This window comes from Brucepastera parasyntrophica (assembly GCF_022376835.1).
In the GTDB taxonomy this organism is placed as follows: domain Bacteria; phylum Spirochaetota; class Spirochaetia; order Treponematales; family Treponemataceae; genus Brucepastera; species Brucepastera parasyntrophica.
Genome location: NZ_CP084606.1, coordinates 1,695,738 through 1,717,375, shown reverse-complemented (window position 1 = coordinate 1,717,375; position 21,638 = coordinate 1,695,738). Strand labels below are relative to the sequence as shown.

The 21,638-nt window shown below is 46.3% G+C and carries 26 protein-coding genes and 1 pseudogene; 13 read left to right on the top strand and 14 right to left on the bottom strand.

Going from position 1 to position 21,638, the window contains the following annotated elements:
• The 4 genes from mnmA to K7I13_RS08180 form a co-directional block, all read right to left on the bottom strand.
• The gene (gene mnmA, locus K7I13_RS08195) at positions 1-1,050 is read right to left on the bottom strand and encodes a tRNA 2-thiouridine(34) synthase MnmA (RefSeq protein WP_255944789.1); all 1,050 of its coding nucleotides are present in this window, start codon (positions 1,048-1,050) and stop codon (positions 1-3) included.
• Positions 1,051-1,178: 128 nt separating this feature from the next.
• Complete coding sequence (locus tag K7I13_RS08190; RefSeq protein ID WP_255944788.1) at positions 1,179-2,582, bottom strand: MATE family efflux transporter; 1,404 nt, start codon at positions 2,580-2,582, stop codon at positions 1,179-1,181.
• Positions 2,575-3,426 carry a GNAT family N-acetyltransferase gene (locus tag K7I13_RS08185; RefSeq protein ID WP_255944787.1) on the bottom strand — a complete coding sequence of 284 codons (852 nt, stop codon included), beginning with the start codon at positions 3,424-3,426 and terminating at the stop codon, positions 2,575-2,577. Before K7I13_RS08185 ends, K7I13_RS08190 begins: the two co-directional genes overlap by 8 nt.
• Positions 3,427-3,674: 248 nt before the next feature.
• Positions 3,675-4,142, bottom strand: coding sequence for a TetR/AcrR family transcriptional regulator (locus K7I13_RS08180; RefSeq protein ID WP_255944786.1), 468 nt, complete (start codon positions 4,140-4,142; stop codon positions 3,675-3,677).
• A 132-nt stretch (positions 4,143-4,274) separates the two neighbouring features.
• On the opposite strand from K7I13_RS08180, the gene K7I13_RS08175 reads away from it, so the two are divergent.
• Positions 4,275-5,330, top strand: coding sequence for an acyltransferase family protein (locus tag K7I13_RS08175; protein ID WP_255944785.1), 1,056 nt, complete (start codon positions 4,275-4,277; stop codon positions 5,328-5,330).
• A gap of 131 nt (positions 5,331-5,461) precedes the next feature.
• On the opposite strand, the gene K7I13_RS15650 is transcribed toward K7I13_RS08175, so the two are convergent.
• On the bottom strand, positions 5,462-5,749 hold the full coding sequence (locus K7I13_RS15650; RefSeq protein WP_439647486.1) for a PIN domain-containing protein: 288 nt from the start codon (positions 5,747-5,749) through the stop codon (positions 5,462-5,464).
• Between the two features lie 90 nt (positions 5,750-5,839).
• The gene (locus K7I13_RS08170; protein ID WP_255944784.1) at positions 5,840-6,112 is read right to left on the bottom strand and encodes a FitA-like ribbon-helix-helix domain-containing protein; all 273 of its coding nucleotides are present in this window, start codon (positions 6,110-6,112) and stop codon (positions 5,840-5,842) included.
• A gap of 363 nt (positions 6,113-6,475) precedes the next feature.
• Between K7I13_RS08170 and K7I13_RS08165 the strand changes: the two genes are divergently transcribed.
• On the top strand, positions 6,476-6,964 hold the full coding sequence (locus K7I13_RS08165) for a TspO/MBR family protein (protein ID WP_255944783.1): 489 nt from the start codon (positions 6,476-6,478) through the stop codon (positions 6,962-6,964).
• A 138-nt stretch (positions 6,965-7,102) separates the two neighbouring features.
• Here the strand turns inward: K7I13_RS08165 and K7I13_RS08160 are convergent, their stop codons facing one another.
• On the bottom strand, positions 7,103-7,399 hold the full coding sequence (locus K7I13_RS08160) for a helix-turn-helix domain-containing protein (RefSeq protein WP_255944782.1): 297 nt from the start codon (positions 7,397-7,399) through the stop codon (positions 7,103-7,105).
• A gap of 110 nt (positions 7,400-7,509) precedes the next feature.
• On the opposite strand from K7I13_RS08160, the gene K7I13_RS08155 reads away from it, so the two are divergent.
• Positions 7,510-7,737 (top strand): hypothetical protein, encoded by a 228-nt coding sequence (locus K7I13_RS08155; protein WP_255944781.1) that lies wholly within the window; start codon positions 7,510-7,512, stop codon positions 7,735-7,737.
• A gap of 3 nt (positions 7,738-7,740) precedes the next feature.
• On the opposite strand, the gene K7I13_RS08150 is transcribed toward K7I13_RS08155, so the two are convergent.
• Both K7I13_RS08150 and K7I13_RS08145 read right to left on the bottom strand, forming a co-directional pair.
• A complete protein-coding gene (locus K7I13_RS08150) occupies positions 7,741-8,316 on the bottom strand; it encodes a hypothetical protein (protein WP_255944780.1) in 576 nt (191 codons plus the stop codon).
• On the bottom strand, positions 8,306-8,812 hold the full coding sequence (locus K7I13_RS08145) for a hypothetical protein (protein ID WP_255944779.1): 507 nt from the start codon (positions 8,810-8,812) through the stop codon (positions 8,306-8,308). The genes K7I13_RS08150 and K7I13_RS08145 overlap by 11 nt, the downstream gene beginning before the upstream one ends.
• Before the next feature lie 423 nt (positions 8,813-9,235).
• Between K7I13_RS08145 and K7I13_RS08140 the strand changes: the two genes are divergently transcribed.
• From K7I13_RS08140 to K7I13_RS08120, 5 genes are all read left to right on the top strand, one after another.
• Entirely contained in the window at positions 9,236-10,717 is a 1,482-nt protein-coding gene (locus K7I13_RS08140) for a type I restriction-modification system subunit M (protein WP_255944778.1), read from the top strand.
• Between the two features lie 4 nt (positions 10,718-10,721).
• Positions 10,722-11,618: a restriction endonuclease subunit S gene (locus K7I13_RS08135; protein WP_255944777.1), complete on the top strand. Its 897-nt coding sequence runs from the start codon at positions 10,722-10,724 to the stop codon at positions 11,616-11,618.
• Positions 11,612-11,899: a restriction endonuclease subunit S gene (locus K7I13_RS08130; protein WP_369413659.1), complete on the top strand. Its 288-nt coding sequence runs from the start codon at positions 11,612-11,614 to the stop codon at positions 11,897-11,899. The genes K7I13_RS08135 and K7I13_RS08130 overlap by 7 nt, the downstream gene beginning before the upstream one ends.
• Complete coding sequence (locus K7I13_RS08125; protein WP_255944775.1) at positions 11,896-15,003, top strand: type I restriction endonuclease subunit R; 3,108 nt, start codon at positions 11,896-11,898, stop codon at positions 15,001-15,003. Before K7I13_RS08130 ends, K7I13_RS08125 begins: the two co-directional genes overlap by 4 nt.
• A 239-nt stretch (positions 15,004-15,242) precedes the next feature.
• Positions 15,243-16,181, top strand: a complete 939-nt coding sequence (locus K7I13_RS08120; protein WP_255944774.1) for a hypothetical protein — start codon at positions 15,243-15,245, stop codon at positions 16,179-16,181.
• 22 nt (positions 16,182-16,203) lie between these two features.
• Here the strand turns inward: K7I13_RS08120 and K7I13_RS08115 are convergent, their stop codons facing one another.
• The 3 genes from K7I13_RS08115 to K7I13_RS08105 form a co-directional block, all read right to left on the bottom strand.
• The gene (locus tag K7I13_RS08115; protein ID WP_255944773.1) at positions 16,204-16,476 is read right to left on the bottom strand and encodes a YARHG domain-containing protein; all 273 of its coding nucleotides are present in this window, start codon (positions 16,474-16,476) and stop codon (positions 16,204-16,206) included.
• 124 nt (positions 16,477-16,600) lie between these two features.
• A complete protein-coding gene (locus tag K7I13_RS08110; protein ID WP_255944772.1) occupies positions 16,601-17,359 on the bottom strand; it encodes a hypothetical protein in 759 nt (252 codons plus the stop codon).
• Between the two features lie 32 nt (positions 17,360-17,391).
• The gene (locus K7I13_RS08105; RefSeq protein WP_255944771.1) at positions 17,392-17,628 is read right to left on the bottom strand and encodes a hypothetical protein; all 237 of its coding nucleotides are present in this window, start codon (positions 17,626-17,628) and stop codon (positions 17,392-17,394) included.
• Positions 17,629-17,805: 177 nt separating this feature from the next.
• Here K7I13_RS08105 and K7I13_RS08100 point away from each other — a divergent pair, with 177 nt between their 5' ends.
• From K7I13_RS08100 to K7I13_RS08090, 3 genes are all read left to right on the top strand, one after another.
• Positions 17,806-17,982, top strand: coding sequence for a hypothetical protein (locus K7I13_RS08100; protein ID WP_255944770.1), 177 nt, complete (start codon positions 17,806-17,808; stop codon positions 17,980-17,982).
• 283 nt (positions 17,983-18,265) lie between these two features.
• Entirely contained in the window at positions 18,266-18,886 is a 621-nt protein-coding gene (locus K7I13_RS08095; protein ID WP_255944769.1) for a superoxide dismutase, read from the top strand.
• Between the two features lie 25 nt (positions 18,887-18,911).
• On the top strand, positions 18,912-19,349 hold the full coding sequence (locus tag K7I13_RS08090) for a Dps family protein (RefSeq protein WP_255944768.1): 438 nt from the start codon (positions 18,912-18,914) through the stop codon (positions 19,347-19,349).
• 37 nt (positions 19,350-19,386) lie between these two features.
• On the opposite strand, the gene K7I13_RS08085 is transcribed toward K7I13_RS08090, so the two are convergent.
• Both K7I13_RS08085 and K7I13_RS08080 read right to left on the bottom strand, forming a co-directional pair.
• Entirely contained in the window at positions 19,387-19,716 is a 330-nt protein-coding gene (locus K7I13_RS08085; protein ID WP_255944767.1) for a hypothetical protein, read from the bottom strand.
• 14 nt (positions 19,717-19,730) lie between these two features.
• Entirely contained in the window at positions 19,731-20,213 is a 483-nt protein-coding gene (locus K7I13_RS08080; protein WP_255944766.1) for a MerR family transcriptional regulator, read from the bottom strand.
• A gap of 84 nt (positions 20,214-20,297) precedes the next feature.
• On the opposite strand from K7I13_RS08080, the pseudogene K7I13_RS15645 reads away from it, so the two are divergent.
• Positions 20,298-20,767, top strand: a pseudogene (locus tag K7I13_RS15645) (MATE family efflux transporter); the annotation flags it as partial.
• Between the two features lie 18 nt (positions 20,768-20,785).
• Entirely contained in the window at positions 20,786-21,622 is an 837-nt protein-coding gene (locus K7I13_RS15640) for an MATE family efflux transporter (protein WP_439647485.1), read from the top strand.
• The last annotated feature ends 16 nt before the right edge of the window (positions 21,623-21,638 follow it).

Below are 21,638 nucleotides of genomic sequence, written 5' to 3'. Positions count from 1 at the left end.
TCAGATTGTTCCGCCGCCGACAACAATATCGCCGTCATAGAAAACTACCGCCTGTCCGGGAGCAATGGCCCGCTGGGGTTCATCAAAATCAACCCTGACAGTTCCGTTTTGGCCGGGAGTGATGCATGCCTTCTGTTCTTTCTGGTTATAGCGTATTTTCGCGCTTACGCGCAGGGGCTCTTCGAGCCGGTCAATGGATATAAAGTTGACGTCGCGGGCAATTAATGAAGACGCGAACAGATCGCTGTTTTCGGCAAGCGTAACCGTATTATCCGCCGCGTTTTTATCCGCCACATACATCGGTTTCCCGAAAGAAACCGCTATTCCCCTGCGCTGCCCTATGGTGTAATGAATTATGCCGCGGTGCCGGCCTATGGTATTTCCGTTCAGATCAATAAAATTTCCGGGACCCGGGATCCCGGGGGTTTTCCGTTCTATGAAGGCGGGATAATCCCCGTCGGGTACAAAACAGATATCCTGGCTGTCGGGTTTTCCGGCGTTAATCAGGCCTTCCCCTGCCGCGATTTCCCTGACTTCCGTTTTGTTCATTGCACCGAGAGGGAAAAGTGAACGGGAAATCTGTTCCTGAGTCAAAGAGTATAAAACATAGCTCTGATCTTTTGAAAGGTCGGAAGCTTTTCTTATTTGAAAGCGGCCTGTTTCCGCGTTTTTATCAATAAGAGCGTAATGTCCGGTAGCCACAAAATCATAGCCTTCGAGGACAGCCCGCTCAATCAGCTTTCCGAATTTGATATGACGGTTGCAGTCAATACAGGGGTTCGGAGTTTTTCCGTCAAGATATGATTGTATGAATTTCCGTACAACCTTTTCATCAAACAGTTCTTCAAAGTTATATACAAAATGCCTGATGCCAAGTTTGTCCGCGACTTTTTTTGCGTCCTGAACGGCGGTATCGGCGCAGCGGTTCCGGTTTTCCGGCGAAAACAACTCCAGAGTCACTCCGCTGACTTCGTGTCCCTGGTCCAAAAGGATTCTGGCCGCTACCGAACTGTCTACGCCTCCGCTCATTGCCACAAGTACTTTTGCCATGTAAAAATCCTCTTTGCAGATACAGGTACTATACCCTGAATAGCGGAGGATATGCAAACCTGTGTTTCTCTAAGGATATCAGAGAGATAGTGTTCCAATACCGGGCTGCCGCCTGATACTCTGTTTCATTATCCGGAAGGTATTATACGATTATCTCTGTCTGGATCACACATCAGTCCGCGGGGTTTTCCGTATTTCCGCAGAAAGAATACCGAAACCACCAGGGTTCCTGCCTCCGCCAGAGGGACTGCCAGCCATATGCCGTCCACTCCCAGAAATATTGGCAGCGTCAGAATACCGGCAGTCAGGAATACAAAGGTTCTGAGAAAGGAGACCGCGGCGGAAACCTTTCCATTGGACAATGCTGTGAAGAATGCGGAGGTAAATATGTTTATTCCGCAGAACAGAAAACTGAAGGGGAAGATTACAAATCCACGCCGGGCGATAGTGAAAACTCTCATGCTGTTTCCGGCAAACATACCCGCCAGGAACGGACCGCACAATTCCGAGAGGGCGAATATAATGACGGACACCGCCGCTATAAAACCAAGACAGATTTTTAATAACCGTTTTATTTGGGCCGTGCTGCCGCTGCCGTAGTTGTAACCGAATATTGGGGCGACCCCCATGGAAAACCCTATGTAAAAAGTGGTCAGCAGGAACTGGGAGTAAATGATAATAGTGATGGCCGCAACCCCGTCCTCACCAAGGAGGCTCATCATCGCCCTGTTGAAAAGGAAGGTTGTTACCGCGGCGGAAAGCTGGGACACCATTTCGGAAGAGCCGTTGAAACAACTTTCTCCCAGCACCCTGAACCGCAGCCGGGGCCTGGTAAAGCGCAGACCTCCTGTCCGGTTATGGAAAAAAAAGAGGATGCCTCCTGCGGCCGGGACCAGGTATCCCAGCCCGGTAGCCAGGGCCGCGCCGCGGATGCCCATTCCCAGGGGAACAATGAAGATAAAATCTAGCAGGGCGTTGGTCAGACCAGCCGCAAGGCCAAGCCCCATGCCGAGTCCGGGTTTCCCTGCGGTGACAAAAAAGTTGGCAAAAAGTACCTGCAGCATATTTGCCGGGGCAAAGAGAAAAAGGATCGCAAGATAATCCTTTGCATATGGGAGCAGTACCTCGCTTGCCCCCAGCGCCCGTATAACCGGTTCCAGAAACATCAGTCCCATAATGGTAATCACCGCGCCGGTAATGACCCCGGCCAGGACAATCAGGGAAAAGTTTTCTCCGGCTTCCCGGTTCCTCCTGCTGCCCATATTCCGGGCTACCACGGCGCTGCCTCCGGCGGATAACATGGTTCCCAGGCCTACGATGATGTTAATTACAGGGGTAACAATGTTGATAGCGGAAAGGGCATTGGTACCTACAAACCGGGCGACAAACACTGTATCAACAATAGTGTACAGCCCGGAGAACATCATCATAAATATGGTAGGAAAGGCAAACCGGAGCAGGGCGGAAAGTGAAAAGCGCCGGCCCAGGGGATGGATTTCCGGCGCGCCGGTTTCTGCGGCGGCTTCACCCATGGATCAAACTCCTCCGGTTCGGAAGGATAAACCGCTGGGTGGGATAACCGAACTCAACAAGTGGTTCCGCTTCCCCGAAGCCCAGAGAGATCAACGCCTTCCGGTGTCCCGGGTCGGCCTGATCGCCCGACCGGTAGGTGGTAATACTGAAGGCAGTTTTTTCGGGCAGCAGTTCATCTGTCAGTTTATCAAGAAATGCCCGGGCAATGCCCTGTCTGCGGCAGAGAGGGTGGACTCCGAGAAACCCGATGGTTCCGGTATCATAAGAAAAGAGCATGGTCCCCAAAGCACGCTGACCGTCCGTGATGATTAGGGCTTCCTTTTGTTTCATGCACTGCCGGACGGTCCGGATATGCTCGGCTTCATCCAGACAGGGAAAGCCGTCCACTACCAGCCGGGTAAGTTCCATCCAGAAAGGAAGGTCTTCCTCAAAGGCAAAGCGGATAGGAAACAGGGGCCTGTCTGTCTGCGTCATGGGGAACTCTCCGGCGAATTCGTACCTGAGCTGCAGGGGATAGAAAACTTCCCGTTCCCTGAACCGGTTGGGGGATTGTTTGTACATGGCCTTAAAAACGGCGGAAAATGACTGCTGCCCCTCATAGCCGGCCAGAAGGGCGATATCAAGGATAGGCCTGTCCGAGAATACCAGCAGTTTGGCCGCCTCGGTAAGCTGCCTTCGCTTTACATAGTCGTGGATTGTCAGGCCCACAGTCCGGGAAAAAAGCCTGTGCAGATGATACTTTGAATAATGGACAGCCCCGGCGATATCATCAAGATCCAGCTTTTGGGTCAGCCGGGTTTCAATGTATTCAATGGCCGTTTTCATCTTTTCAAGGTAATTCACTTTTTCCTCCTCACACAACCAGTATATTATACCGTAAAAATTGTGTTTTATTAATTCTTGCTAAATTATCTTTACGCCTGAAAAAATTATCCGGCGGGGTTCCCGAAGCTTTGCCGGATAATTTGAAAGTCCGGTTTTTTGTCAAAATCAGCCCGGAGAGTGGCGCCTGCTTTCGGCGTTATTGCTTTTTACCACCGTTCTCGCCAGGGTCCGCTCGGACAGGACACAGCCATTCATGATCCAGTAGGTTAGGAGGCTCCAAAGGCCGCCGGAATGATACGCCAGCGCGCAGAAATATTCCTCCTGATTGGAATGAGCCGCGCCATGGGGCGGAAACAGCCAGGGCAGTTCCCCAGGGAAACTAAGTAGGGGGTGAATATCACATAGGTCAGGTTGTTTTGATTGAGCAGGGTCAGAAGGGGGGCGTGGGGTTTCCAGAAGGCAAAGTAGGCCTCAATGACCGCCTCATAGGGCCGTTTTTTTTGTTCCTTCATGACCGCGGTAAATTCATCGATGATGCCCTTGGTCTGATAGGCCACCACCTGGCTGGTGTTATCAAAGTGGCGGTAGAAGGTGCGGCGGGAAACCTGGGAGGTCTCGCACAGTTCCATGATGGTAATATCCGCAAAGGGCTTTTTTTCCATCAGCGAAAACAGGCCCTTTGCCAGCAGGTTTTTTGATAGGGTGGCCGCGGGATGGAGCTGTCCCTTTTGCATGTCCTTGCCTCCTGTCACATATCCGCCAATTATGAAGCACTATCCGCGGATGTATTGCTTGCCGCCGGTTCCTGCCGTATATTTTGATTGTGGCGCAGATGAGACACAATGTCAATGTACGGAGGAAGGAACATGCGTAAGGTTTATTTGGATAACATCCGCTGGTTTGTGATACTGATGGTACTGGTGTTTCATACGGTGAGTACATTCTGCAGCAATGGCTCGCTGATGAGTTATAATTACCCCGGTATTCCGGCGCTGGATACCATCGGATACCTGCTGTACCCCTGGTTTATGCCGTGTATGTTTGTGGTGGCCGGAATCTCCGCGCGGTACTCCCTGGCGAAGAAAACGAGTTCCCAGTTCTTCAAAGACCGGACCCTGCGGCTGCTGCTCCCCTTTGTCAGCTACCTGGTGCTGATTGGGCCCTTTGCGGCCAATTTGTCCTTTGAGGTAAATAACCTGAATGAAGTATTTTCGGCGCTGCCCCCGGTGGCCTTGTTTTTTGTCCGGGTGGTGAACGGAATGGGGCCGTCGTGGTTTCTGCTGCAGCTCTTTGTGGTATCCCTGGTGTTGGTGCTGGTGAGGCAACTGGACCGGAGGGACCGTCTTTCGGCCTGGGCCGGGAAGTGTAACTTAGGTCTTTTGCTGCTGCTCTTTATTCCGGTATGGGGCGCCGCCCAGGTTCTGTACATCGCCTATACCTTCCGGGTTGGGCTGTATCTCCTGCTGTTCCTGCTGGGGTACTACCTCTTTTCCCAGGATAACATCCAGCGGACGCTGCAAAAATACAGCCCTCTATTTTTGGCTGGAGGAATTGTTCTGGGGATTGTGCAAACCTATGTGTCCTGGGGCCGGCCCTTTCAGCAGGTGGTCAACCACTGGCTTGTAATGCTGTATACCTGGGTTATGATATTGGCCGTATTGGGCGCGGCCGGACGCTGGTTTAACAAGAGCAATACATTTACCGCCTATATGACAAAGCGGAGCTACGGGCTGTATTATTTTCACTATGTCCCCATGACTTACATTGCCTACTGGCTGACCACGGGGCTGGCGCTGCCCTCTATCTGGAATTATGTTTTGGTGCTGGTTCTTTCTCTGATTGCCTCAATTGTCCTCTATGAGATTTTCAGCCGGATTCCGGTGGTTAATGTGTTGTTTGGGTTAAAGAAAGTCAAAGGGTGATTTGATTTGCCCGGTGGTATTTGGAAGAAGGTGTTTTGGTAAATCAATAGGGTTGTTCAATAATTGAGGGTATCGAACAACTCTAATTTATCTGTTCGCGGATACACGCTGCTACGCGCGGAAGTCCCTCTTTATACCCAATTCTCTATTTTTAATTCTTTTATCTTATTAAAGTGCTTTACATTATTCGTTACTAATATTTGATTATGGGTTAATGCGGTTGAGGCAATCAGTAAATCAAAATCATCTATAACTATTCCTTTTTTATCATACTTTGATTTTAATTCACTAAATATTTCGATTATTGATATATCGATAGGAATAATGGGAAATAAATCCCTAATCCGGTACACCTCCGCCATATTTCGTTCAACATGCTTTGATTTCTTCGCTCCATATAATAACTCGCCATAGGTTATTATGGAAAGATGCTTTGGAATCGTTTCATTTTTAAAAAGTTTTCCTGAACTTTTTCATGGCCTTTCATGCTGTAAATAATAATATTTGTATCAATTAAGTAGGCCATCAAAATCTCCAAAGGATTGTTTATTTCTCCTGGATGTTCTCAATTCCTTAATTATTTCATCGGCTTCCCTATCATCTTCCCATGAGAGATTCAAAAATTCCATTGTTGGGTTTTCTTTAATTCTATTAGGATTTGCCAAATATTTTTCTAATATCGAGATTACTTCCTGGCTTATAGAACGGTTTTCCTTTTGAGCCTTTTGCTTAAGAGAAGCGTATAATCTGTCGTCAATATCGCGGACTTGTAAAATTGCCATAATTGTACCTCAGTATAAGAATATACACGAGTTCATGAAAAGTCAATATATTTTCATGAATATATTCATTAATAAAACTGGGTACAAAATATTCAACCAAGCCTATAAAGGCGCTATTTTTTTAAATCAACTGGGACTATTGCACCAATCAAACGCAATACGCCGTGCCCGCTCTTTGGCCACTGCCTAGGGTGCGTTGCGGATAGGCCCCTATTCGGTGTTGATAAGGCGGTAAAGGACGCCCATTTTTGCGGGCATGATTTTTTATGCTTATTGATTACTGTATTTTTTTGACCGATAATTATTTGATGTAAAGACCATGTGTTTTTTAGGACAAATTATTTATTTAAAAAAGGATGAACCATGCAAAACAAGACCTATTTGAAAACCGTAATTCCTGCTTCTTTTGTCAGTGTGCTTCTCGCGGAAGCGCTGGGCTTCCTGTCCGCCGTTCTGGCCGGGGATATCCGCGGAAAGTTTGAACTTCTGGCTAAGCCGCCCCTTACCCCTCCGGGCTGGGTTTTCGGTCCCGTATGGATTATTCTCTATGCCCTGATGGGAATTGCGGCAGCCATGGTATTCTCCGCCATGGCTTCGGGCACGGAAAAACGGAGGGCCTTGGTTTTTTACGGAATCCAGCTGGCCCTTAATTTTATCTGGTCCATCGTGTTTTTCGGTACCGCGAATTATCTGGCCGGATGTTTTGTCATAGCGGCCCTGGCTGTTTTTCTGGTCCTTACGTTTATTGAATTCCGGAAGGTTAGTCCCGCCGCCTCTTTTTTGCTTATTCCCTACATGGCCTGGATTTGTTTTGCCGCATACCTTACTGTTGGGGTGACTATGCTTAATTAGGATAGGGCTGATTTTTCAACGTCATCCCGGACCTGAAACCTATGTTTGTTTCCGGTATAAGAGTACTCCGGTGTCTAAGAAGATAGGTCTATTCCCTATATACATAAAAAGTTGTACTTTCGGCAGAAGGCCGTATTATTAGTTATTGCTCAGAATATCCGAAATGGCATCCGTTATCTGGGGCAAAACTTTCTTGATATAGGCTTCCCGTTTGAAGAGGTTGTCGTCTTCCACAAATAATTGATAAGGACGGATTTTGAATAGCTTGAGCATTTTCTCCAGGGTTTCGTGTCTTGGATATCTTTGACCGCTTTCAATCTTGTTGATAGAATCCACGCTGATTTGAAGTTTTTCCGCAAGTGCCGCTTGAGATAAACCCAATTGTTTTCTGTATTTCTTGATGTTTTGAATTAAGACCCGTTTCAATTCGCTCATAAATATTATGTATAGCGGAAATGTCCGGTTGACAACGTACATTATGGGTGTTATTATTGCGTACTTTAAGTGCGTGATATTTTGGTACAAAATGTATAAGGATATGACTTATGGAAAAGGTTCTTTCTTCCGAGCAGTTCCAGGAGGTGCTTGACCTGGCGGGTAAGCTTGAGGCGGGGTATGTGTTTCTGGCTTCGGTGGTGGGTGATTTGGGGGATAATGTGATTAACAGCGGGGAGCGGGTTGAAAGCTTTCAGTATTATAATGGGTTGTCCTTTGTGTTGGAGATGATGGCCGGGAAAATGGGGGAGCTGTATAGGCTGGTGAACGGGGAGTGAGTATCAGGATTTGCGTAATATTACTATGGGTATGCGCTTTTCTTCCGGAATAGAAAGTCCCTTTTCGCAGGCCATAATATCCATCATAAAACCCCGTCGATATGCTTCCGGTAGAAGGTCATGGAAATCGGCTATATAATTTTTGTAATCCAGTTTAATAATGATTTGATTATGGGCAACATGATTTCGTAAATCTTGAACGGAAGCCAATTTTTCTCTTGTATTTTCTGTATCAAAATAGTGGCTGATTATTTCTTGATTTAAGCCGCTTAACTTATTCGATAGCGGACCAAATGTTACTCCCTTCTTATTGATACTTTCATAGGTTTCGTTTTTATCTTCCCGCAGGATAATTGCCCGCAGGTATTCTTCAAAGAAAGCAAAATATTCAAAGCAGTTTACCAAGAGCCGTTTATCATAGCGGTATAAGTCGGAAATATTTTTCCAGGTTGTTGGAAGTTGGCATTCTTTGATAATTTTCAAAAACTCTGCATATTTATCTTCCCCTTTGACAAAGAGCCATTTTTCGATTTCCTCTTTGTTTTTATCATAATCAATTATTTCTTCTCTAATGCTCATTTTTATACCTCGCTATGGCGGAACGGAAGATTTCTACAGATGCTCTTTTCTTTGGATGGTTATCAGGCAATTTATTATTTTCGAATTTTTCCGGGATAACGATCTGTTCAATTATATATTTTCTTTGTTCAGGTGAGCATTTCTTAAAATATGTGTACAGTTCATGATGGGAGTTATCCAATTTATTCCAGGTAAACTCAATGACGGATGATGTTTCTCTCTTAATGTTCCGCCGGATAATTTCGTTATAATCTGGATTTACCCTTAGAATGGCAAAGTCAATAGAGTAGGGTTTATCGTCCTTATTCACAAGGGTGATTGTGGTGGTTGAGTTTTCGAATTCCTCGCTTTCCGTTCCGTGCTTCTTAAAGCATTCACGAAAGGTGTTTTTGATTTCTGTTGGACTACCGGATTTCTTTTCCTTAAAGGCTTTGGAGTTTTTAGTCAGCAAGATTTGATAATCCACATCATAATGACCTTCTTTATCGTACATCATAGTTCCCCAACTACCGGAGCCGACCAGACGAAATTCAAATGTATAGAGATGTTTGAGGTCTTTCTGTACTTTGTCGATTAGCTTTGCCGCCCGATTTCTGGCTTCTTTTGATTTCTTTTTGTTACTCTTTTAGGTTCCAACATTATCCTCCGGTGTTCAGGTGATACATGGATGATAATAATTTTACCATGAAATTGATCAAAAAACCGATTAATACGTGTTTTTATTCATAGTTTTAGAGGAGGATGGTTATACAATATAATTCTCTTTCTGTACAAAACACTGCGCTATGGTATAATAATACCTGAATAAATATCACATTAACGAATAATAGGGACAAACCATGGCGGACAATAAAAAGAGCAGGAACGGTCGGAACTTCATCGTACAATCTGGAGTATTGCCAACGACCTGCGGGGCAGCGTGGATGGTTGGGATTTTAAGCAGTACGTCCTGGGAATGCTGTTTTACCGGTATATATCGGAAAATCTGGCCCAGTATATCAATGCGGACGAACACGAAGCCGGGGATGTTTCTTTTGATTATACAAAGTTAACAGACAAAAAGGCGGAAAAGGCCCGCCATGACCTAGTTACGACTAAGGGGTTTTTTATCCTGCCCAGCGAGCTTTTTGAGAATGTCCATAGCAGGGCTAAGGAAGACGATAATCTGAATGAAACATTGGAAAAGGTGTTTAAGAATATTGAAGCCTCTGCCCAGGGGACCCGGAGTGAAGACAGTTTTAAAGGGCTTTTCGACGATTTTGATGTGAACAGCAATAAACTTGGGGGGACTGTTGCCAAGCGCAACGAGCGTCTGGTTAAGCTGATGGACGGCGTGGCTAAGATGCAATTGGGGGATTATCAGGATAACACCATTGACGCCTTTGGCGACGCCTATGAGTTTTTGATGGGCATGTATGCGGGAAACGCAGGCAAAAGCGGGGGCGAGTATTACACCCCCCAGGAAGTGTCCGAGCTTCTTACCCGTATTGCCCTGGTGGGAAAAACCGAGGTGAATAAGGTCTATGACCCCGCCTGCGGCTCCGGCTCTCTTTTGCTGAAATTTGCCAAGATATTGGGAAAGGATAATGTACGCCTGGGCTTTTTCGGTCAGGAGGTTAATATTACCACCTATAACCTCTGCCGCATCAATATGTTTCTCCATGATATTGATTACGACAAGTTTGACATTGGACACGGTGATACTTTAACTGAACCCCTCCATGGGGATGATGAACCCTTTGAGGCCATTGTCTCTAATCCGCCCTATTCAATTAGATGGGAAGGGGACAGCAATACGATTTTAATCAACGACCCCCGTTTTTCTCCGGCCGGAATACTCGCCCCCAAATCAAAGGCGGACCTGGCTTTTATCATGCACAGCCTGTCCTGGCTGGCCACCAGCGGTACGGCGGCCATTGTATGTTTTCCCGGTGTTCTTTACCGTAGCGGCGCGGAGCAGAAGATACGCCAATACTTGATTAATAACAACTATGTGGACTGTGTTATCCAACTGCCGACAAACCTTTTTTACGGCACCTCAATTGCCACCTGCATCATGGTGCTTAAAAAATCCAAGCATGACAACAGCACCCTGTTCATTGATGCCTCCCGGGAGTTTGTAAAGATAACAAACAATAATAAGCTGACTGATAAAAACATCGAACATATTGTCTCGGCGTATACGAAACGGAAGAATAAAGACCACTTTGCCCGTTTGGTAAAGAATGAAGACATTGAAGCCCAGGGCTGCAACCTGTCGGTGTCCACCTATGTTGAGCAGGAGGACACCCGGGAAGTTGTTGATATTGCTAAACTTAACGCCGAAATTGAGGAAATCGTTATCCGGGAGGATACGCTGCGCAGGGAAATTAAAAAGATTATTGCCGAGATTGAAGGATAGCGGTATGGGCAAACTGGAAAAGCTGATACAGAAACTTTGCCCGGATGGGGTGGAGTATGTGCCACTCTGGCAGGTGACAATTTGGGATAAAAAGTTCAATGCTGTTGAGAGAGCCAAACAGCCCAATGTTATAAACTATCCCTATTTACTTGCGGCAGATCTGTTTGCTCTAGAAAAAAAGGGAGGAGATGTTTTTCTTCTTTCAACCGGCGAACGTACAGGATGGACAACGTCTGATCTTGTTGGCAATAATATATGTGAAGGTGAAGTTGTAACAATTCCTTGGGGTAAATCTCGACCGGTTAGAGATGTGGTAAAATATTATAAAGGCAAATTTGTAACTGCAGATAATCGTATTGCAACGTCTGCCAATACAGAAGTTCTTTCAAATAAGTATTTATATTATTGGATACTTACCCAAGGCGATTTGATAGATACGTTTTACCGTGGTTCAGGCATTAAGCATCCGAGCATGAAAGATATTCTTGATCTTAGAATCCCTATTCCTCCAATACCCATACAACAGGAGATCGTACGAATCCTTGATACTTTTACGGAGTTGGAAAAGGAGTTGGAAAAGGAGTTGGAAAAGCGGAATATTCAATATGAATATTATAGAGACAATCTACTATCCTTGCGATATGGTGAAGTGACATGGATGCCGTTTAATGAATGTTGCATTATGTCACGCGGAGATTATATCACTAAGAAAACAACTACCGAGGGAAATATTCCGGTTATTTTAGGAGGCCAGGAACCTGCATACTATATTGATAAATCAAATCACAATGGAAAAGCTATTGTGATTTCGAGAAGCGGCGTATCAGCAGGTTTTGTATCCTATTGGGATGAACCAATATTTGTTACAGATGGTTTTATAATTGAGACAAAAAAATGTTGAATATGAGGTTCCTTTATTTTTTCTTTAAAAACTTGCAGCCAATGTTGAATGCAATGAAAAAGGGTGGAGGCGTTCCACATATCACAGGAGAAAATATTGCAAAACTTACCATCCCCGTCCCACCCTTAGAAGAACAGGAACGCATCGTCGCCATCCTGGACCGCTTCGACGCCCTGGTCAATGATATTACCACAGGTTTGCCTGCGGAAATCGCGGCTAGGCGTAAACAGTACGAATATTACCGGGACAAACTCCTGACCTTTAAGGAGAAAGTTCAATGAATACCTACAATATTATCGCATCCACAAACGAGTCCACCGTTGTTGCCGAGTACGTATCCGATTATAAAGGGGCGGCCGATTACCAGAGCGAGGCGGAACTGGAAAAGGAGTTCATCCAACAACTTACGACCCAGGGGTACGAGTATATCCAGGTCAGGGATGAGGTCGCGTTGATTGCCAATCTGCGTTTCCAGCTTGAACAGCTTAACAATTACACCTTTTCGGACAATGAATGGCAGCGTTTTTTTACCGAGAATCTGGCCAGTGATAACGAAGGTATTGTTGAAAAGACCCGGAAGATACAGGATGACCATGTGCAAATCCTAAAACGGGACGATGGCAGTACCAAGAATATCTATCTGCTTGATAAAAATAAAATCCATAATAATCGGTTGCAGGTCATCAACCAGTACGAATCCGGCGGTGGTACCCATAAGACCCGGTATGATGTAACCATTCTGGTAAATGGTTTCCCTCTGGTTCATAGTGAGTTAAAACGCCGGGGAGTGCCCATCCGGGAGGCCTTTAATCAAATTAAACGCTATGACCGGGACAGCTTTTGGGCGGCCAGTGGTTTGTACCAGTATGTGCAGATATTTGTCATCAGTAACGGGACCAATACGAAATATTATTCCAATACAACCCGAAATCAGCACATTGAAGAATCCTCCGGTGCGAAGTCACGCAACAGCAAGAAGACCAGTAACAGCTTTGAGTTTACCAGCTTTTGGGCGGACGCCAACAATAAAATCATCCCGGACCTGGTGGATTTTACCAAGACCTTCTTTGCCAAGCATACTATTCTGAATATTTTAACCCGTTATTGTGTTTTTACATCAGAAGAAATTCTTATGGTGATGCGTCCCTATCAAATTGCCGCAACCGAATGTATTCTAAGCCGTATTGAGATTTCCACAAACTATAAAAAAATAGGAACCCTGGCGGCAGGCGGTTATATCTGGCACACCACCGGGTCCGGTAAAACCTTGACCAGCTTTAAGACCGCCCAAATCGCCACTGGGTTTCCCTTTATTGAGAAAGTGCTCTTTGTGGTGGACCGGAAAGACCTGGATTATCAGACCATGAAAGAGTATGACCGGTTTGAGAAGGGAGCCGCCAATGGTAACACTTCGACAAAGATACTCCAAAAGCAGTTGGAAGATCCCAACACTAAAATCATTATAACCACTATTCAGAAGCTCGATAAATTCATTTCCAGAAACAAGGTGCATCCAATTTACCAGCAGCATTTTGTCCTGATTTTTGACGAGTGCCATCGTTCCCAATTCGGGAATATGCATTTGCGGATTACCAAGGTATTCAAAAATTACCATATTTTTGGTTTTACCGGGACGCCGATATTTGCCAAAAACGCGGCAAAAGGAGCTAATCCGCTTCTCAGAACAACCGAGCAGGCCTTCGGGGATAAACTGCATACCTATACTATTGTGGATGCCATCAACGACAAGAATGTATTGCCCTTCCGTATTGATTATATCAATACCATGAAAAAGCCCGGGGAAATCGACGATAAGAAAGTGTCCGCCATAGATACAGAAAGCGCCCTGTTGGCACAGGAACGGATTGGCAAGGTTGTAACATATATTCTGGAGCACTTTAATCAAAAAACCTACCGGAATCAGAACCGCTCTAACTATGACTATCGCATAATTGGCAACGTGGCTGATGTGGCAAAATCGAAACACGGCAAGGTGGATGAAATACGTGAAAAAAAACCAGTAAACGGATTCAATGCACTATTTGCCACTTCTTCCATAGAGGCGGCAAAAAAATACTATGCTGAATTTAATACGCAGCAGACGGAACTGCCGGAAGGGCAGAGGCTGAAAGTTGGACTGATTTACTCTTTTGCCCAGAATGAGGATCTGGATGGTATCTATGACGAAAACAATGAGAGCGTGGAAGACTTAGATCAAAGCAGCCGTGATTTTCTTGATAGCGCAATTAAGGATTACAATAGTTATTTTAAGACAAACTATGATTGTTCGGCGGACAAGTTCCAGAACTACTACAAGGATTTATCCATGCGGGTAAAAAACCGGGAACTTGATTTGCTGATTGTGGTCAATATGTTCTTAACCGGATTTGACGCCACCACTTTAAATACCCTCTGGGTGGATAAAAATTTAAGGCAGCATGGCCTGATACAGGCTTTTTCCCGGACCAACCGGATATTGAACTCCATTAAAACCTTTGGAAATATCGTTTGCTTCCGTGATTTGAGACAGGAAACCGACGATGCCGTTGCCCTGTTTGGCGATAAAGAAGCGGGTGGAATAGTTCTGCTAAAGACCTATAACGATTATTACTATGGCTATGAAGAAGATGGTAAGCAGAAGCCGGGGTATAAAACCCTTGTTGAACAACTGTTGGCTACCTATCCTGCGGGGGAAAGAATTGAGGGTGAAAATGCCCAAAAGGAGTTTATCCGTTTATTTGGTGCAATCCTTCGCTTAAGAAATATCCTGACTTCCTTTGATGAATTTGCCGGACAGGAAATTCTATCCAGCCGTGAGTTCCAGGATTACCAAAGTATGTATATTGACTTGTACCAGGAAATCACCAGGGATAAGGAAACGGAAAAAGAAAACATCAACGATGATATAGTATTTGAAATTGAGTTGGTAAAACAAATCGAAGTTAATATCGATTACATCATCATGCTGGTGGCAAAATACCATGACTCTAATTGCAGTGATAAGGAAATCCTGGTTACCATCGATAAGGCTGTTAATTCCAGTATTGAATTGCGCAGTAAAAAAGTTCTTATTGAAGGTTTTATTGATAGAGTCAATGTAAAGAACCCAGCTCATGTTGATGCGGATTGGCTTGCTTTCATCAAAGAACAAAAAGAAAAGGATCTAACTGCCATTATTGAAGAAGAAAAATTAAAGCCTGCTGAAACAGAAAAGTTTATTTCCGGCGCTTTCCGGGATGGCACGTTAAAAACCACAGGAACGGATATTGATAAGATCCTGCCTCCGGTATCGCGATTTTCCGGTGATGGCGGCCGGATTGAGAAAAAGAAAGAGGTCATCAGGAAATTGCTGGTCTTTTTTGAGAAGTATTCAGGGTTGATTTGATATGATGGAAGACGCCATCAAAACCGTCATGGCCCAGTGCGAGCAGTGGGCGGACCAGATGTAATAATAGTTAAACACAAAAAGGAGTGTAAGGCATGGATACAAAACGGCTTCAATCCGCCATCGATGAGTACAAAAAGAAGAGTCAGAAGAACCCCGCCTAGTATGAGGACAACTGGCAGGAACGGAAAGAGCGTCAGGGGTATTACGCTTCCTTTACCGAATCCAGGCTCCTGGCCATGACCGGAGACGACTTCTACGAGTATATCAGCAAGCTCTGGTCCATGCTCATCTGGGGCAACAAGAAGTATATCGTCGATAAGATTATTGCGGACAACGGTTTTGAGAGGGTAAAAAAACTGCTGGCGGAACTGCTATTCGGCAGAAAGCCCATTGAAGAACGGTGGGGTTGTTTCCTGAAGGATGTAAAAGGCCTTGGTCCTGCCACCATCAGCGAACTGCTCTCCTATATGTACCCCGATGAGTATATCATTTTCAATAAGAATACTATCCTGTGTTTTACCTATTTTGGTATTGAGGGGATGCCCAAGTACAACTACCAGTATACGGGGAAAAAGTACGTCGAAGTCTGCGGCCATGCCAAGGAGATTTCCCGGTTCATGCAGAAAAGCGGTTTACCCGATACAAATCTCCTGGCGGTGGATTATTTTCTCTGGGATGAAATCCTCCCCCTGACGGAAAAAAATAATATCATCGGGGATGCCGAACTACCGGATATGGAAGCCGTTTCCGGAAAGGAATATAAATCCCTCCATGATGAAATCAAGGAAAAGCTTGTGGTCATCGGCAGGCTCCTGGGGTTTGAAAGCAATTCCGAAATCAAGATTGCTACCGGAGCAAAGGTTGATGCAGTGTGGGAGGCGAAGATTGGCAACATGGGAAAGGCCATTTATGTTTTCGAGGTACAGTCCAAGGGTGCTATTGACAGCCTTATCCTTAACCTGAAAAAGGCCCAGAGCAACCCTGCGGTTCAGGCGGTGGTGGCTGTGGCGGATGAAGTCCAGATAGAAAAAATCAAAGCCGAGAGCAAGGGCGTCATCGATGAAAAGGCCCTGCGGACCTGGGACTTCAAGGATGTGGTGGTGGTCCACGACTCCCTGGTCCGGGCACACGAATCCATCAACACCCTAGCCCTGGTTCCCGATAGTTTTTGTTAATCCCTATCGGCTAGGCTTTCACTTATCTCCCCACCATATCCTCAAGGAGCCGTATGGTCTCAACATTCTTTTTCTCCACGGGGTTCATCAGATCCATGGAAAAATTGTGGTTTACCGGTACCTGGGATTTTTCATCATAACCTTCGCAGTAAATGTAAAAATACGTGAACAGTTCCTCATCCTTAAAGGGATAGCGGTAAAACGCAAAGAACATATTCCGGGCAAACCGGAGCTGCCATTGATTCAGGAATATGAGCTCATAGGGGGAAAGCTCCCGTTTGCTTATGTTATCCATTTGCATGCTCCGGGGGTTGAGAAACACCCCGGTGTCCCAGTCGGATATTCCATAGAAATCAAAAAGTGGTTGTTTGGTGAACCCCGGGAAGGTATTACGCTCCGGAACGAAATATACAGCCCCTTCATTCCGGTAAAATATCCGGGGTATACTCAATGGTAAAACTGTTCTTGTCCAGCCGTTCTAATTTCCAATCCTCCGTTGTTAATGTGTCCCGGGGTTGGCATCCTGTTATATTACTGATGAACGCGTCGTTTCTACGGTTTTCGATAGTAAACCGTACCTTGGCATCTTCCGAAAGGTCCAGCCAGTAGGGAGGGCTATTGTACCGGATAAAATCATCGTCATAGGTAAGGAAGGATGAATAGGTTATGTCTATTTCAACCTCTCTGGCCTCATCAAAATCAACATCAAAATAATACCAGCCGGTATAGAATTGGGAGAATATCATGATCCAATAATCATCCATAGTTTCTTCATTCAGGTCCGCTTTCTGTATAATTTCCCCCGTATCCCGGTACGCGTAGGCTGCTTTTTGGAAGGTATAGTCGACGGGTTTTCCGTTTACCAGTATTACCAGGTCATCCACCTTCTTGTCCTCGGAACCCCCGCCGTGAATCTGTCCCCGGGTTCTCAGGGATAACCCGAAGGTCTTCCGAGTCCCGGCCCTGGTATTCCTGACAATATACGTATAGGCCGCCCGTATCTCCCTGTCCGCTCCGATGGAAAAAGCAATATCCTCGGAGCGTATAAGGCAGGAATCTCCGTTTTCCTCCGCGTCTGGGTACAGGCAGAGCCTGCTTAACTGGGTGTTGTTTTTATATTCCCCAAAACAGGGGAGGGTGATGGTGATAACAATTAACAGCAGTAGTATGTTCTTCATTGGGAGCCTCCCGGTCCTGATATTTCCTCTCCCTACACAAAGTTAGAAAGAATCGTTACACCGATAAAATATATAATAAACGCAATAATCCTGCCCAATACCATGGCAAGCAGTATCAGCACAAGAAAGACTATTGTCCTGACCCGCACCTTCCCGTGTACGGTCTTATCCTTCCCGAACTGGATAAGCACAAGAACCAGAAGCACGACTAAAACCAGATAGTAGAAAAGTATAACCATGTCAAAGCCAATAAACTCAATATTATGCACTATTCAAAACTCCAATCCCGTATGCCGCCCGGTGAGCGCGGGGTACCGCGCCTGTTATTATAAGGGCCGTATCATAAAAAAGGAAATAGGCAGCCCGTAGGCCTGGTCATAGAGCTTCCGGTAAAAGGAAAGCCAGTCCATGCCGGGCAGGGGCACATTGGACATCACCTGCATACGGTGGTCGCTGTTGCCGATGAGGCCCAAATTGAGAAAATAAAAGTTGAGAGTAAGGGCGTTATCGATGAAAAATCATTGAGGACATGGGATTTTGACGATGTTCTGGCGGTCCATGATTCCCTTGTGCGGGCGCATGAATCAATCAATAAACTGGCGCTGGTTCCCGAAAGTCTTTAATTAGGCAGCAAAGGATGGCATGAAAAGTAATTACAGAACTTTCCTTGCTGATAATACGTCAGTTGATTGTATTTTTTAGATATGATTAAGCCGTGGATACCTGACCGGTTTTCCCCTGCTCATCCATAAAAATCCATACAGAAAATAAAGAATAATCCTGTTTCCTTCACCCATTGTATTTTTTCTTGCTTTTTTACTTCCTTGTGAGTATTGTATAAACAATAGGTTAGCTATAACTAACCTTCTGGAAAAAATAATTATTTCTAAATACGGAGGAGACCCCATGTTTATCCAGTACAAACTGCCCTATGAGTATGACGCCCTGGAACCGCATATTGATGAACTGACTATGGAAACCCACTATTCCAAGCATCACGCCGCATACACAAAAAATCTGAACGAAGCCGCCGAAAAGGCAAATGTTTCCGGTTTTGATATTACTGAACTGCTTTCATCTCTGGCGGATATCCCGGATGCCGCCCTGCGTCAAACCATACGCAACAACGGCGGAGGATTTTATAACCATAACCTGTATTTTTCCGTAATGTCGCCGGACGGCGGCGGCGAACCCGGCGGCGCGTTTGGGGCTTTACTGAAAAAAGAATTCGGGAGTTTTTCCGGTTTTCAGGAGCGGCTCAGCGGGCTTGCCATGGGACAGTTCGGTTCAGGATGGGCCTGGCTTTCAGCGGATACAGAGGGCCGCCTTTTCCTTTCCGCCAGCCCTAACCAGGACAACCCGCTCATCGAAGGTAGCGGCAATATACCGGTATTGGGCATCGATGTGTGGGAACACGCCTATTATCTGAAGTATAAAAATCTCAGGGCCGACTACGTAAAAGCTTTTTATAATGTCATCAACTGGAAGGCCGTAGCTGATAACTACGCCAGGGTGACGGAAAAATAATATTTTTTATTGAAGGAGTATCGGAATGAAATTACATGAAAAAATGAACCAGTATCTGGCTAACCAGCAGGTTATGTATATGAAGCTGCACAATCTGCACTGGTATGTTAAAGGACACAGCTTCTTTACCCTCCACGCCAAACTTGAGGAATTGTACGATCAGGCCGCGGATATCATGGATGAGGTTGCCGAGCGCCTGCTTGCCCTCGGGGCCTCTCCGGTGGCCAATTTAAAAGGCGCGCTGGCCATTGCCCGGGTGGAGGAACTGGAGGATAAACCCATTTCTTCTACGGACACCGTACAGAAGCTGATTAAGGACACGGAATTCTGGATCAGGGATACACAGGAAATTGTCTCACTGGCCGATGAGGCCGGCGACGGGGCTACAGCGGACCAGTTTAACGGCTATCTCGCGGAGTACCAGAAGCTGTTATGGATGCTGAAATCCTATATCGCTTCATAAGCCGGAAACTGACCGCAGATCATTTGAAAACCGGCGTTTATTGACGCCGGTTTTCCACCCTCACGCTAATTTTCAGCAGATACTCCTCCGGATTGGACACGGAAATTTCATCGAGCAGAAATTCTTCGAAGGCCTCTCTGGCTGGTTTTAGATTCTGGCGTTTCATAAAGGAAAACAGTTTTTTATACAGTCCCGCTGTGAAGGCGTAATCCGTCCGGGCGTAGCCGATGAGATAGAGTCCTGCAGGCTTAACCCCGTTGGGAGTGTAACGTCCCCGGGGCAGCCGGCAAAAATACCGGGAGGGCCGGTGCCAGTCGCCGCGTTCCAGACTCTTCCGGGAGACCAGAGTTCCCACGGGAAAGCCCATGGGAATTCCGTTCTTTACGCAGGCCCGGTAAAAATCCGGGAGATAGTCCCAGCCCTTTGCCAGATCGTAAGACGCAGACAGCCTGGGCCCCAGAAACAGGGCCTCTTTTTTCTCCCGGACCAGTACCGGTTTTGCCGTGTCCGCGTCCTGCCCTCTTCGGCTAGGGCCAGCCGTACGTCAATAATATCCTGAGTTTTCCGGAGTCCGGCAATCTGCGCCTCCAGTCGGTCCTTCTGGTTTTTAAAGGTTGATTCCAGTTTTTCAGGAGTCCGGGCAGCCAGATATGCCCTGATCTCCTTTAAAGGCATGCCGAGTTCCCTCAGCGCGTTTATCACACTGGCCGTGTCAATCTGCCGGTAAGAATAGTAGCGGTAACCGTTTGCAGGGTCCGTTCTGGCCGGGTGAAGAAGACCTATCTTATCAAAAAACAGGAGAGTGTCCCGGGATATCCCCGAAAGAGCGGCGAATTCGCTTATTTTGAGGTCCTTTTTCAGCATAATTCTCTTTCCTTTCTTGACTATGGAGTTACTCCATAGTTTACACTCCCAGGAATACCCGGTCAATCCGGACAGGGAGAAAATATGACATTGGAAGCGAACAAAAAGACAATTCTGAGCTATGTACTGCCTTCCATCTGCGCCATGATAGTATCCTTTACCTATAATGTGGTGGACGGCATTTTCGTGGGACGCGGCGTGGGAGAATACGCTCTGGGGGCGGTGAATCTGGCGGTCCCGTTTACGGAAATCATGACTGCCCTGGCTTCGATGCTTACTATCGGAGGCGGCACTGTGATGGCAATCCGCAAAGGCCGGGGGAGTACGAAAAGGCTAACGAAGCTTTTATGACCAGCATCTTCCTCCTGTCTCTTGTGGCCGCGGGACTCACAATAATCGGCGCTGTTTTTCCAAGACAGGCGGCCCTGGCCTTCGGCGCTACAGATGTTCTTCTGGAAGATACCGCCGTGTATATCCGCTGGTATTTCCTTTTTGCCATTTTCTTTACCATCTCCATTCTGGGCTGTACTTTTGTGAGGAATGACGGCAGTCCGGGGCTTGCATTCTGGGGCATGGTCAGCGGCGCTGTCGCCAATATTTTCCTGGACTGGCTTTTTATCTTTCCCTTTGGAATGGGCATCAAGGGAGCCGCCATCGCATCCGGTCTGGGGCAGATAATTTCCTGCCTGGTCCTGTCGATTCACTTTATCAGAAAAAAGGGGATACTGCGGTTCAGGCTCATCCGGCCGGGCCAGGACCTCTGCCGCAAAGTAGCTGTACGGGGACTTCCGGAATTCGTGGTACAGCTCAGCCAGCCGATAACCATTTTCTGCTATAACCAGGTAATTCTGAAGCTCTCCGGAGAATCGGGTCTCGCGGCTTTCTCAGCCATTTCCTATCTTATCACCATTATGATGGGACTGTTTTTTGGAATTTCCCAGGGCCTCCAGCCCCTGATCGGAAACAGCTACGGCGCGGGGAACCGCTCCCATGTGGCGTACTTTTTCCGTTCCGGACTCAAAATCAACCTGACCTGTTCAACCCTTTTGTACCTGGTTTACTTTTTTCTGGGGGACAAGGCCCTGTCGCTCTTTCTGGATAATCCCGTCCTGGTTCAAAGCGCCCATAGTTCCCTGAAAGTTTACGGCTTGGCTTTTATCATTGCTTCGGTGAGTATCATCTATATGACTTACTTTCTCTCCACCAAACGGACCGCCCAGGCCCTGATAATTTCCGTGTCCCGGGGTTTTGTTTTCAATTCAATCTTAATCTTTACTCTGCCGGTAATCTTCGGCGCCGGATGGCTCTGGTATCCGCTTATTATCTCTGAAGCCCTGACCATGCTCATTGCCGTGGGACTCAAGCAGTATTACACTGCCGCCGGAAGGAGTTTAGTGACAGTCAAATAGGGGCTTCCTTTGTTAT